Source organism: Curtobacterium salicis, from assembly GCF_011759505.1.
GTDB classification, from domain to species: Bacteria; Actinomycetota; Actinomycetes; order Actinomycetales; family Microbacteriaceae; genus Curtobacterium; species Curtobacterium salicis.
In genome coordinates, this window is the sequence record NZ_JAAOYO010000004.1 from 300,099 (window position 1) to 316,874 (window position 16,776).

Consider the following 16,776-nt stretch of genomic DNA (forward strand, 5'->3'; position numbering starts at 1 on the left):
CGCGAGGGCGACTTGGCGACAACGTAGTAGCGGGGTCACAACTTGACAACCCCTCGAAACCGGAGAGCCCGTGCCACGAACGGGGGCCAGCGAAACGATAGCTTCGGGCAACTGGTTCGCTACCGTTGCAGCATGCGATTGTGGGGGATCCTCAGTGCCGTGGCAGCTGCCGGCGTTCTTGTCCTGTCGACTCCGGTGGCAGCGGATGCTGCCTCACTGGATCGTCGGCCCGACATCCCGACTACGCCTGTCTTCGACGCGCCCCAGGGGAACCTGGCCCTCAGCAGTAAGGGTACTGTCACGTTCTCGGGCACCGCGACGCCGAACAGCAAGATCTTCATCGGCACCGGCGATCCTCGCGACGTGCACCTAAAGCGCACGTACGACGACTGCCGGAACGATCTTCCAGTCTCCGGACGGACAATGCAGCCAGAACAAGATGTCTGCCTTGAGGACCTTGTCGCGTCCGGCGAGCTGCCCGCCGATACCAAGACCACTGGTTCGACCATCGTCATGCCGTTCAAGGACCCGAACGTTTGGATTTGGACAGACGACGACGGGCAATTCTCGTTGGCCGCTACTTACACGCCGGGTAGATACACCATGGTTGCCTACGCAGAGAGCTGCAAACAGGTCGACATGACGGCCGGACGGATGCTCGACACTGATTTTACCGGCGAAGCTCCCGCGGGCGTGGGCTATACGTGTAGTCAGTCCGCAGTGACGAAGCCCGCTTCATTCACGCTAGAGCCAGCTGCCACTCGGCCGTCCGTTGCAGCCTCCGCCAGTCCAGCAGCAGCGCTCCCTGCAAGCAAGCAGCAGCAGGAGGGGGAAGCCGACACTCCCTCGGCGGTCCCTGCAATCGCACTGGGGGCTGTCCTTGCGGCTGTCGCTGCCGGAGCCGCCGTGGTCGTTGTCACCCGCCGCCGTAGTAAGGCGAAGGCCACCGTTCAGTAGACCCGTTCTGCAGCTCCAGGCACTTCAAGTGGAGGGGCCCGAACAGGGGAGCGTGAAACCAGCGACGCGTCGGGCATGATGAGCGCATGGGGACATTGACATCTACACATGAGCCGAACCGCGCGCGGAACCTGATGCGAGTCCTGCTCGCACTCTTTGTGGGGTGTGGCGTCGTGTTCGGCACCGCGACCACCGCCCAGGCTGCTGACGGTGTGAAGATGCCGAACGTGGTCGGGGTGTCGGCAAAGACAGTCCGGAACCTGCTGGCGGAAGAGGGCTTCGTCGTGAAGCTCAAGCCCGAAGCGCACGGACCAGTCATCATGCCGTCGCACTGGAAGGTCACGGGCCAGAACGTCAAGGCTGGCGAGCAGATCGAGGTCGGAGACAAGATCAAGCTGACCGTGAAACTCAAGAAGAAGTACGCACCGCAGAGTTCTAAGAAGGCGAGCGCGACGCCTACCGCCGATCCCGAGGTGACCAGCGCCGGCCTCGATCGCGCTCATGCGGGCACCGCGTGTGACCAGTACGGCAAGCAGCAGTACCCGTACGGCTGGAAGGGTCACATGATCCTGGGCGTCATCGCGACGGAGAATCAGGGTGATCACTACTTCTGGAAGTTCGAGGCTGACGTCACGAACGCGTTCAACGCCGAAGCCTCAGCGACCGTGGACTGCACGGTGGGAGGGTCGAATGACAACCCCCAGGTGACTTCATTCGACGTCTACTGAGCACAGGTACGACGAAAGACCCCCTCGAGTTCCCGAAGGAGCCCGAGGGGGTCTTGTTCTGAGTCAGTTAGAGAAGGATCGAACCGTACCGGACCTTCATTGCCGCGCGCACCGAGGCCAGGGCGGACACGTTGAGCGCGGTCGGGTACGCATCGACTTCCAGCACGTCGAGCTGCGAGAAGTTCGCCGGTGTGCCGTTCGCGGCGAGGCGGAGGACGTTCCCGAACACAGCCGTCGCGGCACCAGTCGCGGTGGTGCCGTCGACGGTCATCGTGGCGTTCGTCCCGTCGGCGGTGATGGCGATGAACCGCCACTGGTTCACCGCAGACAGGTTCACGGGCACCGTCGTCCCGCCAGTGAACTGCACGTACGAAGACCCAACGCCGACAGCGGCACCGGTACCAGACGCGAGGAGCCCTGCTGTTCCACGGGAGCGAGCGATCATCACGACGGTGAGTGCGTCACCGGCGGGGATCGCTGCCGTGAGGGTGTTCGCAGAGCCGTCGAACTGCAGGTACTTGATGCCTGACGGGAGCGCCTTCACAGTCGGGCCGCTGGTGCCGGTGAACGGGACGCCGCCGACGTAGTCGGGGACGGTCAGCGCGACGGTGTCGACTGCCGCGGTGACCTCATTCATGATCCAGCGGTGCTTGTACCCGCTGACGCCGGCTCCGTGGCGGAGGATCGGGAGGGTGGTGTCGGTGAGGACGATGGGGGTCTCGGAAATCAGCATCAGGCCTTCTCGGGGAGCGTCTTGTCGGACGTGCCGACCGGGTTCGTGGTGGAGCCGCGTACCCATACGGGGAGCGTGGCGGAGACGGTGGTGTCGCAGTAGGTCGCGATCGGTCCGTCTGCGAGGGCGACGGCGGTCCATGTCGCACCGGAGTCGGTGGAGAGCTCGATGTTGTACGCCGTGACCCGGCAGGGTGGGGCTGCCCATGAGATGTGCACGGCGGAGCCGGAGCGACTGATTGTGAGGGCCTGCGGCGGGACTGGGTTCGCGGCCGCCACGTTGAGGCGAGCTCGGTAGAGGCCGTCACGGGCCATCTCGCGGGCGCGAACGGCTTGCCCCTGCGGCGACCAGTGGATGAGCCCGTTGCCGTACTCGGGCATCCCTGCTGGCCCCCACACGTACGAGGTGCGGGTGACCCGCCGGGGGGTGTCGAGGAGGGCGAGGTTGATGGCCGTCGTGCTCACGCTGTTGTTGGCGATCGTCTCCGGGACCATGCTGCCGATGATGAACGGCAGGTCGGCGACGCCGAGGTCGATGCGGGCCTGGCCGATCAGGTCGTCGAGCTTCGCCGCGTACTGCGTCTGACTCATCGGCCCGCGGTCGCTCTCACCCTGGGACCAGAGCGCACCGATCAGACGTGCTCCCGAACCGGCCGCGGCGAGAGCCACTTTCGTCCAGGCGATCATGTTCGCGTAGTGGTTCGTGGGGTCGCTGGTGAGCGTGCGATCCCACGTGCCCTGAGCCGCGTTCCCGGTGTACGTGTAGCCGGGCGGTGGCGGGTTGATGGACGTCGTCGTGAAGCCGGTCGATCCCATCGCGCACGGGACAATCAGGAGCCGCCGGCCGGAGACGTTCTTCACGTACTCACGGGCGAACTCGTTCCCGATCCACTGCACGTCCGTCGCGGGAACGACCCCGATCGAGGCGGCGGCTGCGTTCCACTGCAACACCCGCTGGTCCACGTCGGAGACGATCACGGGAAGCGAGGACCGTTTCGTCGCGTTCGACTGCCCGGCGACGATGAGGACGTCGATCGGCAGCCCGCCGACCCCGGTGCCCATCCGCGCGGACCACCCGTCGAGGACGTCCTGCGGGACGTGCCCGGTCATGTCGAGGCGGAGCTCCCCAACACGTCCGTTCGCATCACGGATTGCGGCCCAGGACAAATCGCTATTCACGACGTCATGGATGAACGAGCCAGCGTCGCCCGTCTGCACACCCCGCGGGAAGATGTGACGGCCGTCCAGCCCAATCGCGTGGTGAACGCGCTGGTTGACGTCGCGTTCTGCGAAGACCCAGTCCGCGTCCCGATCGCTCGGCTGCTCAGTGCCAACCGGGTTTCCGTCCTTGCCTGCGTCACCCTTCGGCCCGGGCAGGCCAACCACCTTCGCGGCCGCTCCTCCTTCCGGGGTAGAGGGGTCGCCGAGGTTGGCGGCGATTCGTTCACGGATGGTGCCAGCGAGCTGGCCGGTCTCGGAGTCAGCGGAGACGAGTTTCGGAGTACCCATGAGGTGGCCTTTCAGGCGTGTGCCGGGTCAGCGTCCGGCTGGTCAGTGTTCAGTCCTTCGCGGATCTGCGCGATGCCGGCAGCATCGAAGGTGCCGTCGAGGTCGTCTTCGGCAAGGAGGTCACGGATGTGGTCGTCGACAGCGGGTGGTTCGACGGCGTGACCCCACTGGGCGCGGACCGCACGGATGTACTCGCGGAACGCCTGTCGGAGACTGCGGAGCGTTCGGACGAGTTGCCCGTACCCACGCTCGAGCGCTTCGATGCGGGCGACGTACGGCTCGATCGCCTTCTTGACCGCTTCGTCAATGCGGGCCTGCGTGTACTTATCGAGCTCGATCGCCTGGTCGAACTGCGTCGTCTTCGTGGATTCCCGAGTGCGGGCTTCCTCGACCCGGCTGGAACGTTTCGACGCCCACGTGGCGAACAGTCCGGCGATGATCGCGACAGCGACCGGGCCGACGTAGGGCAGCCAGTCCTTCACTTCCACTGGTGCACCACCCTGTCTCGTGCGATGTCGCTCACACGCCATGCCGGAACGACAGCCATCGCGAGGATCGCGAAGCCGACACCGCCGCGGCCCAGGTCCCCGCCGACTGCACCGGCGAGGAACACGGACACGGCGTACAGCATCAGCAGCCCGAGGAGTAGGCACTTTCCGCAGAACTCCATGCGCCACAGCAGGGCGGGGAACGCGATGCCGACGAGGCACACGAGAGCTGTGACGGAGAGAGTCAGGCCGAACGACTGGGCGTACCCCTCACCGAACGAGTCACGGAGGGCGGGGATGCCGCCTGCATACCCGAACACTCCGAACCCGATGCAGAAGACGTCGAAAAGGGGCAGCCCGACGCGGAGCAGCCACCGCACGCGTTCGTCTTCGGCGTCCACTCCGGTCGGACCCCAGATGGATGCGGCGAACAACCGCTTGGACAGTTGGATGAGTCGCATCCGAGCCTCCTGGGGTTCAGCTGTGCGGCTGGTCGGTGATCTGCGGCGGCGACACTTCACCGATCTGCTTCGCTGCCGCCTGCCGTTCCGCCGCTGACTTCGGCACCGAGCCGAGACCGATCTTCGTCAGCCATTCGTTCACGGTCGGGATCGCCATGACGCGGGACAAGCCAGCCGCAACCGCCGTCACGACAGCCGCTGCAGAGACGAGCCACAGGTACACCTTCCCGTCGACCGGCAGTCCGAGCGCCGCGATGATCGTGGGCAGCACTCCGGCGAACGTGAGGAACGCGGGGATGCCGACCTGCACGATGGTGCGGAGGACTCGCTGGGTAGCGAACCAAATGGGTTCGACGCTGATGTTGGTCTTCTCGTGGTCAGCCATCACTTCTCCTTCACGGGGATGCCGAGCTTCTTGGCGATCGCGCGGATGGTGATCAGCGCTTCCTTGAGTCGGGAGTCACCTGCGGTCAGGGCACGGATGCCGATGACGGTCTCCTGAAGCCGCGTCTGGTCGGAACCCGAACCGGTGAGTTCGCTCTTGATGAAATTCATGTCTGACTGCAGCGAACCGACCGCGCGTGCGACGTCGGCAAGCTGCTGAGCCTGCGTGGGAGTCATGTCTTCCTCTTCCTCGTGGATGATGGCGTTGTAGACGTTGATGTCCGGGTACGGCGGGAAGTGGGGCGGCTTGGTGTCGCCTTCGATGTGCCACGGTTCCGGGGTGATGAAGAACCGTCCGGTCCACGTGAACCCGCGCAGTTCGCACTGCTCGTGAAGCCACGCAAATTCGTCACCGGTCAGTGCACGGTTGTGGCCGTTCGCCGTCGTCACGCCCGCATCGATCGCGTTGCCATGCGTGGCCTCGTCATGCCGTGACGTGTACGGGAACGCTGCAACCGGGTAGCCGGTGCGGAGGTAGTTGGCGTACAACTCCTGCTGACGTGCCCGTGTGCGCCGCCCCTCGTTGGGCGTGAGACGGTCGCCGTCCTGGCCGAACTTCGCGGCGTAGTCGCGTGTCAGTGACAGCCACTGCGATGCGATCGACGGGGAGTTGACGTACTGCATCTGCCCGAACAAGTCCGGGTAGGACGAAGGGCCAATCGGATACCAGGCCACGTGTGGCCTCCTTCAACGACGAAGAGCCGCCCCAGTGGGGACGGCTCGGAAATGGATGGTGCGGCGATTACTGGCCGGGTACGAACTGCACCTGGTCAAGCGATGGACGCGATCCGACTGGCGCGGACACGAGCCCGTTGGGCATGACGGTGACCGTCGTCATCTGCCCGGTCGCGAAGTCGTTGTCCGTGACTCCGAAGCGGAGCATTTCGAGCGGGCGGTAGCCCTGCGGGAGGGTGAACATGCCGACCGCGTTGCCGGGGGTCTGGGCGAATCCGGAGAGCACGACGAAGCCGTTGAAGAAGCGGTAGCGAGGTGGGCGTCCGGCGGTGCCGGCCCCCCATCCGTTCAGCAGGTTCGCGATGTTGCGGCCGGTGTCTCCGAGGACGACTGCGCCACTGACCGGGTCGCGGATCTCGCTCGAGTAGAGGGTGCCGATCAGTGCCGCCGCGGTCTGCATCTTGACCGTCGATGGCCCACTGCCGGGGTTGATGATCGTGGAGTCGCCGATGAAGACGCCGCCGCTGTTGAAGCTGATGCCGTTCTGCCGAGCCGACGCTCCGGATGGCGGGACGGAACCAGCAGCGATGCCCCGCATGTCGCCAGCGATGTTGTTGTCGTCGTCGTAGAAGTAGATCCGGCCGCGGCCGGTCTCGTCCTTCCGGATCTCGACCCGGGTGCCGGTGAGGGCTGTACGCACGACAGCAGCAATGATGTCCTTCGCCTGAACGACGTTCGCGAAGAGGTAGTCGATGACCGCCTGCTTCATCGTCGCGCCCTCGGTCACGAACAGGTTCTCGACGTTGACGGTTTGCAGATTCGCTGTCGCCGCCGCGATCTTGATGGCGACGAGATCGGCGATCGAAGCATCACCTGCGGTCAGCTTCGCGACGTCCACGTACGCCAGGACCTCGGACGCGATCTTCCGAGGGGTCCAGACCGGTGCGTCGTCAGTACCCGTCTGCTGCCACTGCCCGACGATGTTCTCGTCCTCGTTCACCTGGAACCATGTCGACCCGGGCGGTGCGGTGCCCTGCGGCTCGGACGCCGAGAACAGGATGAGTGAACCGCCAGCACCAACCACAACGGTGTCGATCTTGTCCGACAGCCCCTGCAGTTGCAGACCGAACGCTTCGCTGATGCGCTGCTGCGCATCCTCGAGCTCTTCCGCCTTGAGCGTGAGGGTGAGGTCCGCGTCAGCAAATCGTGCGTCGAGGTCGTCGCTGTCGGCGGACGCCATCGCCGTCAGGTCGGACGTGGACTCGTCGGCGTCAGCCGAGTCGTCCTGCAAGTCCGGTACAGCATCGTTCGTGATGGCGGCTTCGGCGATGATGTCGCCGGCCGCGAGCCCGTCCGTGTCGTCAGAGTCGCCCACGGTTGACGAGGACAGCTGCGACGAAGAGCCAAGCGTTTGCAGCAAGCGCTCGAGCTGGTACACCGCAGCGGCAAGGTCAGCGTACGAAGTCACTCCGTCAGCCCCTTTCCGTAGGTGAACGAATCAGTGCGCGCGAGCGTGAGGTCGGACGTACCGTCGAGGTTGTCGGTGATACCGAGGATCCGGTGCCACAGCTGGAACTTCCCGAAGTGCGGCACCTGACCCTCGACGTAGATGTCGTCGCCGAAGGAGTACGAACCGCGTGGACTGTTCGGGTGGTCCGCGACGGTGATCTGCTTCACCTCGAACGGCTGCTGCCGGGCGGTGAGTTCAGCGCGGAGCTTCACGTCCATGTTGTGGTTCGACTTCACGTCCTTCGCCTGGAACGTCGCCACACGCCGCAGTCGGCCGTCACGCTTACCGATCGCACGGCGGATCGCGCCGGCACCCTCACCAGCACCGATGCCGTACACGGCGTTCGCGAACTCGTCACCCTCCGCCTCGGGTACGAGTGACTTCGTGATGTTCACGCCCTGCTGGAACGTCGGAGCGCCGTCACCGTCGAGCCGCCGACCGAGACGCGGGTAAGCGATCACGATCCGCGTCGCCGGCAGGTCGCCATCCCAGTAGACGTCCTCGTGCCAGTCGAACTGTCCCGCCTTCGCGAGCTCGTCGATGCGCTGGCCACAGTCAGATGCCTCCCACGGGAGGATCGTGTACGCGCCGCCGTCGTTCTGCTCACGCTGCGTTGCGAGCCGCTTCTCCTGGTTCGCGGCGTCCTTCGCCTTCTTCTTGGCTGCGACGACGACAGCCTGCCGATCGACGTCCTTCTGCTGGTAGTTGACCTCGCGGCGTTGCAGGAGCTTCGCCAGTGCGGCGCGGTTCAGCGCGTTCTGTGCGTCGTCGATGGCGGGCTGGTTCTTGGGCTTGATCTTCTTCGCGGCGATCAGCGCGTCGTTGGCGGCCGTCCGTGCTGCGCTGAGTGCGGTGTAGTCCTTGCGGGACGCTGCGACGACCGCGCGGAGCTTCTTGAGCGTGCCCTTCTCGGTCGTGTAATCCTGCGCGGCGGCGTTGTAAGCCTTGGTGGCGTCGTTCTTCCGCTCCGTAGAGTGGGAGCCGAGCCGGACAGGAGTCGTCCCGAGAACGGTGACGCCGAGGTCGGCGTCGGGGAACGATTGAACGTGCGCCCACAGCTTCCGGACGACGTCAGCCGGGTCGACCTCTGCCGCGTAGTAGGCAGAACCCGAGTACGGGATGCCGTGCGGGTATGTCGCGACCGACGCGAGTTCAACGGTTCCACCGGTGATCTTGATCACGATGCCGCGGAACCGGAGGGTGCCCGCTTCCTGCACAGTGACGACGGAACCCCACTCCTGCAGCAGGGGCAGCCCGTCAGACGCGGTCTGCACTGCGGCGGACAGGTCCATCGTCAGCGTTACCGACCCGACCGCTGACAGCTGCCGGGTGATTGGGCCGGCACTCAGACCGGTCGCGTCGTAGGTGAGGACGTCGCCGGTCGCGGCACGCTGGACGATGAACTGCTGCGTCATGCGGGCCTCGAGACGAACTGAATCTGCGCGTTGTAGTACGTCGAGTCGACGGTGAACAGGTTGCCCGTCCCGGACGAGCGGAGGCCCTGGACTCGAAGCGTCTGTGTCGTTCCCTTGACCGAAGACGGCAGCTTCAACTCACCAGCCGCGACCACCTCAGCCCGCGACTTTTGTCCCGGGTCGGGGTAGTTGTACGAGTACGTCCCGAACGGGTACAGGTCGGATCCGCTACCGAGGACGAGTCGGATCTGACCGCCAACCTGCCCGGCTGTCTGCCCACCCTGGAATTCCAGGCGGGCGATCATGTGCGTCGCCTGCTTCGGGATGTCGATCGCGTACGAGTTGTCCGGCCAGAACGCGAAGCCCGAACCGGTGAGATTGGAACCCCCCGATGCGGGTGCCCCCTGCAGCATGATGCTTCCACTGGACCAGGGGTTCATCAGCTTCCGCAGGTCGGTGATCATCGCGGATGTCACCGTGCCAGTCGACTTTGGTAGGTCGATGCGTGCCAGTGCCAGACCAGACGTTCCCTCCTGTCCCGGAACGTCGCTGATGTCTCGAGCCGTTGAAGGAACACCGACGAGAACGTCAAAACGCGTGTACGGACCGTTGGCCGGATCTGCCGGTGCCTGCGCGTTCCCATCCACATACGGGTTGTCGACTCGCACGATCACCATGTCGGATCGCCCCGACGATGAACCGGTTGCAGCAATCAATACGGAAGGGTCCGTGTTCTTGTTCTGAACCGTGTATGCCTCCTGCGTGGCGAGCGCGTTGAGGATGGAGGCAGCTCCGGACCCGACCTTCACTGCCGCTCCCGGAACGTCGAGCGCGGCCACCTTGAGGTCCCGCGGGTCCACGATGCCCTCGTTGCCGTTCGCAGCGAGGTACGCGAGGAGGCGTGCGACGTTGGGGCCGTGCTCCGCGTCCGGGCCACCGATAAACCAGGGCACACCATCGAGAGCCATAAGGGCTACCTTTCTTCAGGGAGTGGGGTAGACGGATCGCCACGACATGACAGCTGCGGGGCTGCCTGTCGACGCCGATCCAGAAAGCGTCAGAGTGTGCGCCCCCGGTGAAAGAGCGCCCGCCTCGAGAAGGTCAGACGAGCGCGCGAGAGCGGCGATCTGGGTACCGTTGCGGAGGACGCTGCGCATGCCGGGACGGGTGTCGATTGTCAGCGTTTCGTCGTAGCGCAGCGACACAGGCGAGGCGAACCGGAACGCGCCAGCGACAGTCACTACCGGGTTCGTGATCTGACCGTGGATGGTGATGATCGGCCAAGCCGGAAGTTCCCCGTCAACGATGAAGGTGTTGCTTTGCAAGCTCGACCCGCGTGCCACTAGCGGCGACTTCAAGCCGTGCGTGAGAACGTTCCGAGCGGTGCCGTACAGACCTGTACCGCTGGCGCTTTCTCGGAACTCAGCTGTGGAGTAGAGACCAGAGCCAACGGGGTCCTCTGCCACTGCGGCGGGATCGAACAACCCGGAGCCAGGCGGCGTCTCCACCAGCTTGTACGCCTGCGTGTATGGCGTCAGGACTAAACCGCCGCCCTGCGACAGCCCGAGCGGGACTCGGAGAGTCTGCTCGGGTCCGTACCAGAGGTCGTTCTGCGTCGCGAAGTCCGCTGTGATGCCGACAGCGCCGGCATCATCCGGGTAGAACGTCGGGGTGATCCGACGAGGCCGACCAAACGTCGACCGCCCCGATGGGGCAGTCAGCGTCGCGGTCGCGCCCGGCGTCCGGCGGATCGAGTCAGCCCGCCACACCCGCCGGAACGCAGCATGAAGGGCGTTCGCCTCAGCATCGGTCTCACCGACTGCAGTGAGACCGAACGCGATGGTCTGACCAGACGTCGAGTCGATGCCGAACAAGGAGCCGTCGACTCCCGGCAGGTCAGAGTCCTGGTTGTCCCGGTTCGGGTCCCCGATCTCCGGAGCGACCGCGAACGGATACCGGGTGGACTGCGGGCCGAACAGGATGGTCCCGTCCGTCCCGCAGTCCAGCTGCCAAGCACCTGTCATCGTCTTCCCCCTCGGCGAAGTGTCCGTAACGTGTGCATCGTCTGGTCAAGGTCCTGCCGAACATCGCCGCTCGAGACGAATGACAGCGCCCCGACCAGAGGTGCTTCTTGCACCGCTCGGCCACCACCGGACAGTGCGTCCGTGATCTGCGGCGTCAGCGGCACTACGGCCTCGTCGTAGCGGCCCTCGCCGAGGTTGGCGAGAATGCCACCGGGTCGGCGGCTGACGACTCCACCGAGCGCCATCTGCGGTACTGCGCCGCCCTTGAACTCGAAGTGCCAGGGCTCCCGCTGTGAGAAACCGAGTCCGGTGTTCGCCCAGCCGTACTTCGCGCCGTTCGCGCGGAGCCACGCCTGACCGCCGGCAACATCCGCGGCCCGACCGAGGCCGTGCACGGATGTGCCGATCGGTGCAGCGAGGTTCCCGCCTGCCTTGAACAGCGACCAGCGGTACGCCTGCGCCTTGAGGTCGCGGTAGCCCTCCGTGAGCCGGAGGATGCCGCCGGACGCCTTGTTCGCGGCGTTCCATGCAGCTGCCGCGGCCTTCGTGAGCAGCCCACCAGTCGGTCCGACGCCAGAGCCCGGCGCGAAGCCGGACGCCTTGCCGAGGACGCTGGACGGAAGGTTCCCGTTCGCGCCGTTGCCGCCGAAGGGGTTCAGGCCGCCGAGGTCGCCGATGCTCTGCAGCTTCGAGACGACGCTGTCGAGCACCTTCCGTCCGACACCCTTCGCCATGTCGACCATCGCTCCGCCGCCGGGGATCTTCGACATCAGGCCGTTGGCGAGCTTGCCGAGGGTCCGTATCGGGTCGGAGATCACCGAGGCGGCGGTCCCTGCGGCGTCCTGCGCCCAGTTCCACGCCTTCCCGGCCTTGCTGGCGAGCCAGTCCCACGCGCCGGTCGCGGCACCGACGATGCCGCCCTTCGCGAAGCCGCCGGAGAGCAGCGACGCGAAGCCGACACCGCGACGGCCCGCGGCGTTCGCTGCGAGGAACGCCGCGCGGTCCGCAGCGGTCCGCAGCCCTTCGGAGACGAGCACGCCTTCGCCGCGGCGCATCGGCACGAGCTGGTCGTCGCCGCTGCTCATGCGCGATGCGCCGGGCAGGATGCCGCCGCCCGCAAAGCCCTTTGGCAGGGACACCGTCGGGAGGTGGTCGGTGTGGAAGACGTCGGCGAGCTTGTTGAAGTTGCCGATGATGCCGTCGCGGATGACGGTCTCGACGATGAACTTGATCGGGGCCTTCACGACCGATTTCACGGCGTCCCACGCCTTGCCGATGCCGTCCTTCATGGCCTCGAACGCGGCAGGGAGGACGACCCGGGCGACGTTGACGATCTTGTCGAAGACGGGCTTGAGCCAGCCCTGCCAGACTGCGCGGACGACGGTGCCGATCGCGTCGAACACGGGCTTGACCGCGGCCGAGTACAGCCAGGAGAAGGCGGGGCCGAGGGTGACGCGTAGGAACGACGAGACGGCGGAGAAGATCAGCGACGCCCGCGACCACCAGCCGCTGATCCTGTCGCCGATCCACCCGAAGACGGGCGAGATCACGCCGGACCAGAGCCACGTGAAGACCGCGCCAAGGGTGCCGCGGACGAAGCCGACCACGATGCCGAACACGGCCTGTGCCGTCGTCCACCAGGACGAGATGCGGGCACCGATCCACCCGAAGACGGGCGAGATCACGCCGGTCCACAGCCAGAGGAATCCGGGGCCGACGACCTGCGTGAGGATCGCGCCGATCAGCTGGAAGATCGGGGAGATCCAGGCTGACCAGAGGTAGCCGACAGCGTTCCCGATCGCGGTGAGGGGTGGGGAGATGTAGTCCCGCCAGAGCGAGACGAACCAGCCGCCGACGGTCTGCGCCCCGATGACGATGCCGTCGAATGCGGGCTTGATGGCGTTCTGCCACAGCCACGTGAAGCCGGCACCGACCGCGGACACCGCGGACTGGATTGCAGCGAAGGCGGTCTGCACGATGCCCTGCCCGAGCTTCGTCTGCGTGAAGAACCACAGCAGGCCGGCGACGAGCGCGCCGACGATCGTAATGATGATCCCGATCGGACCGAGGGCGAACTTCACGGCGGAGCCGAAGACCCGGAGTGCTCCGGCACCGATGAGGGTGGCGATCGTTCCGACCTTCGTCGCACCGGTCGCGATGCGCTGCGCGAGGCTCTGGCGGACGAGCGCCGACGCGTTCTGGTTCGTGGCGCTGGTGTTGACCGCGGTCGCGGCGGACGACACGGTCATGCCTCGAGCGGTGGCGTACTCGAGGCGGGCGGCTGCGAGGCGCATCGCGTTGCGTCGGATCTGAGCGGGCAGTGCCAGGAGCTCCGCGGTGCGCAGGGCGATCGACGCGGCTGCGGTCGCTCGGGTGGCGAGGGTCCACGCGACGTAGCCGGCGACGATCAGGGGCATGAACTTGATGAGGGTGTCGACGTGGTCGGCGAGGAAGCCGAGGACGCCGGCGAGGACCGTGATACCGCCAGCGGCGAGCTCGGCGGTCGCGCCGCCGATCTTCGGCAGCTGCTGCCCGAAGGCAGAGACCGCGGGCCCGAGATCGACGATCGAGTTCTTGACGGCGTCCAGCGCGCCGGGTGCGTCACCGGCGCGGAGGGTGGCGATGAAGCCGCCGATCGCGTCACGTGCGCCGAGCACGAAGCTGACGAAGGCGGAGTCCTCCTGGATGCCGAATGCCGAGGAGAGCTTGCCGGAGAAGTCGCCCTTGACGACGAGGTCGTAGAGACCGGAGACCCCGCCGAGGATCTTGGCGAAGTCGACCTTGTCGATGTACCCGGCGAGGGCGGTCATCCCGACGTTGAGCTTGTTCGACAGCGTCTCGGCGTAGGGGGCGAGGGCCGCCTGTGCGCGGTCGATCCCGTTCGCCGTGCTGGTGAACAGCTGCGGTGCGGCCGCGACGCCGCCGGCGAGGAACATCGCTCCGACGCGGCCGAGGGCTGCGCCGACGTTCGCCCACGCACCGCGGACGGTCTTGCCGGACGCGAGGGCCGCGCCGCCGATGTTCTCCTGGATGACCTTGCGGAAGGTGGCGGCGTCGACCTTGCCGTCCGTGACCATCTTCGACAGGCCGTCGGCGGAGACGCCGTACTCCTTCTGCAGCCACTGGAAGATCGGGATGCCGCGGTCGGCCAGCTGGTTGAGGTTGTCGGTGTAGACCTTGCCGCTGGTGGTGGTCTTGTTGATGATCGAGCCCATCTCGTCGAGCGAGACTCCGGCGATGGTGGCCGCATCGGCGGTGAGCTTGAGGTACTTCGTCAGGGACTGGCCGGGCTTGATGCCGGCGGCGACGGCGTTCGAGGCGACGCCGGCGGCGTCACCGAGGCCGAAGGCGGTACCGCGGACGGACTGCAGAGCGCTGTCCATGATCTTCGCGATGCCGGCGGTTGAGGTCTTGAGGCCGGTGAGCTTGCCCTTGGCGTCGTCGATGTCGAGGAGCCGGGAGAGGCCCTTCTTCGCGGCGACGCCGGCGATGGTCGCACCGATGGCCGCGACGCCGCCGCCGATGATGGCGGTCGACTTCGCGGCCATCGACCCGACCGACTTGAGGAAGCCGGGCGACATCTTCTGCCCGACCGAGACTCCGAGTGCCCCGGGGTTGATCTGACGCTCGATGGCGCGGCCAGCCCCGCGCGCCTGGGGCACCACGGAGACGTACGCGATCGCAGACTCAGTCGACATGCGTCAGTCCCTCCTTGTTCCTTCGCAGCACCTCCCGAGCAGCTGCAGGGGAGAGATCGGTCTTGCCGAGACGGTTGGTGTTGGCGTCTCGCCAGGGGCGGGGGTAGGGCTTCGGCCGGGGGCTGCCCTTGGTCCACTTGGAGGCGGCGAACTGGTCGATCGAGTCCGCGGCCTGGATCCACTCGCGGCTGACGGGGAAGTCCCACCCGTTGCGTGCCGCGAAGAGCACCGAGGAGGTGTCACGGGTGGCGACACGCAGAAGGCGGTCGACCTTCACGTGGTCGACCGCCTTCTGGCGCTGCTCGTCGGTGTAGCTCTCGTCGTCGCCGATGTCGTCGCTGTCGATGCCGAGCTTGTGGAGCTCCCACGCCAGTTCGTCGGGGTAGGACTCCGCTAGTTCCCGGAGTCCTTCGATTCCCCCAGGCCCACGTGCTCCGACCAGTGCTCGAAGACGACGTCGAGGTCAGCGAGGTCGATGACGGCCTTGAACGACTCGGGGATGACGGCGGCGTAGAAGGCGTCCATCAGCGCGACGCCGAGGTCCTGCTGCCACTGTTCCTGCACGTCCTTGGCCGGGTTCTTCGGCTTCTTGTTCTGCGCCTGGATCGTCAGGATCTCGGGCGGGATGCGTCCGGGGAGCGTGTACTCGTTGCCGTCGTACTCGACGAGGAGCGGCGGGCGGCTCTTCGCCTTGATCTGCAGCGCGCGGACGGCGGTGGTCTCGGTCATGCGGTTCTCCTGGCTCGGTTGAGAGTGCTCGGGTGAGGTGGGTGGTGTGCCGGGGCCCGAGCGCCCCGGCACACCGGTCGGTCACTTCGCGGGCGTGGTCGCCTTGGAAGCGGTCTTCGGGGCCGGCGTCGGGTCGACGTCGGCGGTCGAGGCCGGCGCGGACGGCGTGGACGGCGCGCTGGCGGGCGGGGTGACCTGGACGTCGGGGCCGGTGATGCGGACCCAGTAGTTCTTGTCCAGCACCTCGCGCTGCTCGGCGGTGACTTCCCGGATCTCGTCGGTGTGCACGTGGCGGACGAAGACCTTCTGCGAGTCGGTCATGATCAGGCCCCCGCGGTGGTGTCGAGGGACCCGTACCACTTGACGGCCGAGTAGGTCTCACCGGTCTCGTCGTCGGTGATCTCGTAGCTCTGGACGGTGACCTCGTAGCCGATGGCCTCGCCGTTGGCGTAGACCTGGTCGCCGACCTCGGTGATCTCGCCGTCCGGGATGTCGACGCGGATCAGGTCGTCCTCGTCGATGATGTCGACGGCGAACATGCGACGGCCGCCGGTCTTCGACGGGTTGATCTTGATCGAGCCGTTGGCTGCGACCTTCCCGCCGTAGTAGAGCTCGATGTTCTCCTTCTTGGTCTCGAGGAGGATGAACTGGTACTTCATCGAGGACTCGGTGACGACCTCGCGGACGAGGGCACCGTTCTGCCAGGCGCGGATCTGGTTCGTCGATCGGTCGCGGGTCTCGGTGACGCCGCCATCGCCGATGTAGCCGTGGTCGATGTAGCCGGTGAGGGCGCTGGTCGCGCTGCTGGGCCGCGTGACGGTCTTCGGGGCGCTGTACACCGCGCCCGTGACCGCTACGCGGACGTTCTCTGCTTCGAGGGACACGTGGGCCCTTCCTTCCAGTTGTGGTGTGGTGGGCGTGTGCCCCGGGGTCCCTGCTCGGCGGGAGGAATGCGAGAAGCCCCGCCGGTCGGCAGGGCTTCGGGTGTGGGCGGCTCAGAGGCTGCGGCCGCGGTGCTGCAGTTCGAGCTCGGCGGTCTGCTTGTAGAAGCCGTCCGGCGCGGGGTCGGGGTTCGGGCCGCCGTTCACCTCGAGGTGGGTGATGGGCCGGCCGTCGACCATGCCGCCCGGCCCGCGGGAGGCGACGAGCGCGAGGACGAGGTTCGTGAGGTCGACCGTGGTGCCCTCGTCGTCGGTGACGACGTCGACGGTGACGTAGGAGGTGCGGAGCGTGTTGCCGGTGCCGCCGCCGGGGCTGGTGGTGAGGACGACGGATCGGCGGCTCTTGGCAGGCTGCCGGTTGGAGACGTCGACCCCGGCGGCGTACGCCTCGGTGCGGGTCTGCAGCAGTTCGTCGAGGCGTCCGATGAGGTGAGCGAGGTAGTCGCCGTAGACGATGCCGTGCAC

18 protein-coding genes are annotated in these 16,776 nt (G+C 66.5%); 2 read left to right on the top strand and 16 right to left on the bottom strand.

From position 1 onward, the window contains the following. Positions 1-132: 132 nt before the first annotated feature. Positions 133-957, top strand: a complete 825-nt coding sequence (locus E9228_RS13715; RefSeq protein ID WP_166781096.1) for a hypothetical protein — start codon at positions 133-135, stop codon at positions 955-957. An 86-nt stretch (positions 958-1,043) separates the two neighbouring features. After that, positions 1,044-1,685: a PASTA domain-containing protein gene (locus E9228_RS13720; protein ID WP_166781097.1), complete on the top strand. Its 642-nt coding sequence runs from the start codon at positions 1,044-1,046 to the stop codon at positions 1,683-1,685. Positions 1,686-1,752: 67 nt separating this feature from the next. Here the strand turns inward: E9228_RS13720 and E9228_RS13725 are convergent, their stop codons facing one another. From E9228_RS13725 to E9228_RS13800, 16 genes are all read right to left on the bottom strand, one after another. After that, complete coding sequence (locus E9228_RS13725; RefSeq protein WP_166781098.1) at positions 1,753-2,418, bottom strand: hypothetical protein; 666 nt, start codon at positions 2,416-2,418, stop codon at positions 1,753-1,755. Continuing rightward, entirely contained in the window at positions 2,418-3,527 is a 1,110-nt protein-coding gene (locus tag E9228_RS13730; RefSeq protein WP_166781099.1) for a sialate O-acetylesterase, read from the bottom strand. The genes E9228_RS13725 and E9228_RS13730 overlap by 1 nt, the downstream gene beginning before the upstream one ends. Positions 3,528-3,937: 410 nt before the next feature. Beyond that, a complete protein-coding gene (locus E9228_RS13735; protein WP_166781100.1) occupies positions 3,938-4,414 on the bottom strand; it encodes a hypothetical protein in 477 nt (158 codons plus the stop codon). Next, entirely contained in the window at positions 4,405-4,875 is a 471-nt protein-coding gene (locus E9228_RS13740; RefSeq protein WP_166781101.1) for a hypothetical protein, read from the bottom strand. Before E9228_RS13740 ends, E9228_RS13735 begins: the two co-directional genes overlap by 10 nt. Positions 4,876-4,891: 16 nt before the next feature. Further along, positions 4,892-5,260 carry a hypothetical protein gene (locus E9228_RS13745; protein ID WP_166780851.1) on the bottom strand — a complete coding sequence of 123 codons (369 nt, stop codon included), beginning with the start codon at positions 5,258-5,260 and terminating at the stop codon, positions 4,892-4,894. After that, positions 5,260-5,994, bottom strand: coding sequence for a M15 family metallopeptidase (locus E9228_RS13750; RefSeq protein ID WP_166781102.1), 735 nt, complete (start codon positions 5,992-5,994; stop codon positions 5,260-5,262). The genes E9228_RS13745 and E9228_RS13750 overlap by 1 nt, the downstream gene beginning before the upstream one ends. Before the next feature lie 67 nt (positions 5,995-6,061). Further along, positions 6,062-7,432, bottom strand: coding sequence for a hypothetical protein (locus tag E9228_RS13755; protein WP_166781103.1), 1,371 nt, complete (start codon positions 7,430-7,432; stop codon positions 6,062-6,064). Between the two features lie 26 nt (positions 7,433-7,458). Beyond that, positions 7,459-8,919 (bottom strand): hypothetical protein, encoded by a 1,461-nt coding sequence (locus E9228_RS13760; RefSeq protein ID WP_166781104.1) that lies wholly within the window; start codon positions 8,917-8,919, stop codon positions 7,459-7,461. Next, complete coding sequence (locus tag E9228_RS13765) at positions 8,916-9,887, bottom strand: hypothetical protein (RefSeq protein WP_166781105.1); 972 nt, start codon at positions 9,885-9,887, stop codon at positions 8,916-8,918. The genes E9228_RS13760 and E9228_RS13765 overlap by 4 nt, the downstream gene beginning before the upstream one ends. Positions 9,888-9,902: 15 nt before the next feature. After that, positions 9,903-10,943 (bottom strand): hypothetical protein, encoded by a 1,041-nt coding sequence (locus E9228_RS13770; protein WP_166781106.1) that lies wholly within the window; start codon positions 10,941-10,943, stop codon positions 9,903-9,905. Beyond that, the gene (locus E9228_RS13775) at positions 10,940-14,641 is read right to left on the bottom strand and encodes a tape measure protein (protein WP_166781107.1); all 3,702 of its coding nucleotides are present in this window, start codon (positions 14,639-14,641) and stop codon (positions 10,940-10,942) included. Before E9228_RS13775 ends, E9228_RS13770 begins: the two co-directional genes overlap by 4 nt. Then, the gene (locus E9228_RS13780; RefSeq protein WP_166781108.1) at positions 14,631-14,918 is read right to left on the bottom strand and encodes a hypothetical protein; all 288 of its coding nucleotides are present in this window, start codon (positions 14,916-14,918) and stop codon (positions 14,631-14,633) included. Before E9228_RS13780 ends, E9228_RS13775 begins: the two co-directional genes overlap by 11 nt. 116 nt (positions 14,919-15,034) lie before the next feature. Continuing rightward, positions 15,035-15,370 carry a hypothetical protein gene (locus E9228_RS13785; protein ID WP_166781109.1) on the bottom strand — a complete coding sequence of 112 codons (336 nt, stop codon included), beginning with the start codon at positions 15,368-15,370 and terminating at the stop codon, positions 15,035-15,037. Between the two features lie 81 nt (positions 15,371-15,451). After that, the gene (locus E9228_RS13790; RefSeq protein ID WP_166781110.1) at positions 15,452-15,691 is read right to left on the bottom strand and encodes a hypothetical protein; all 240 of its coding nucleotides are present in this window, start codon (positions 15,689-15,691) and stop codon (positions 15,452-15,454) included. Positions 15,692-15,693: 2 nt separating this feature from the next. Next, the gene (locus E9228_RS13795; RefSeq protein WP_166781111.1) at positions 15,694-16,254 is read right to left on the bottom strand and encodes a phage tail tube protein; all 561 of its coding nucleotides are present in this window, start codon (positions 16,252-16,254) and stop codon (positions 15,694-15,696) included. Between the two features lie 111 nt (positions 16,255-16,365). Then, positions 16,366-16,776, bottom strand: coding sequence for a hypothetical protein (locus E9228_RS13800; RefSeq protein WP_166781112.1), 411 nt, complete (start codon positions 16,774-16,776; stop codon positions 16,366-16,368).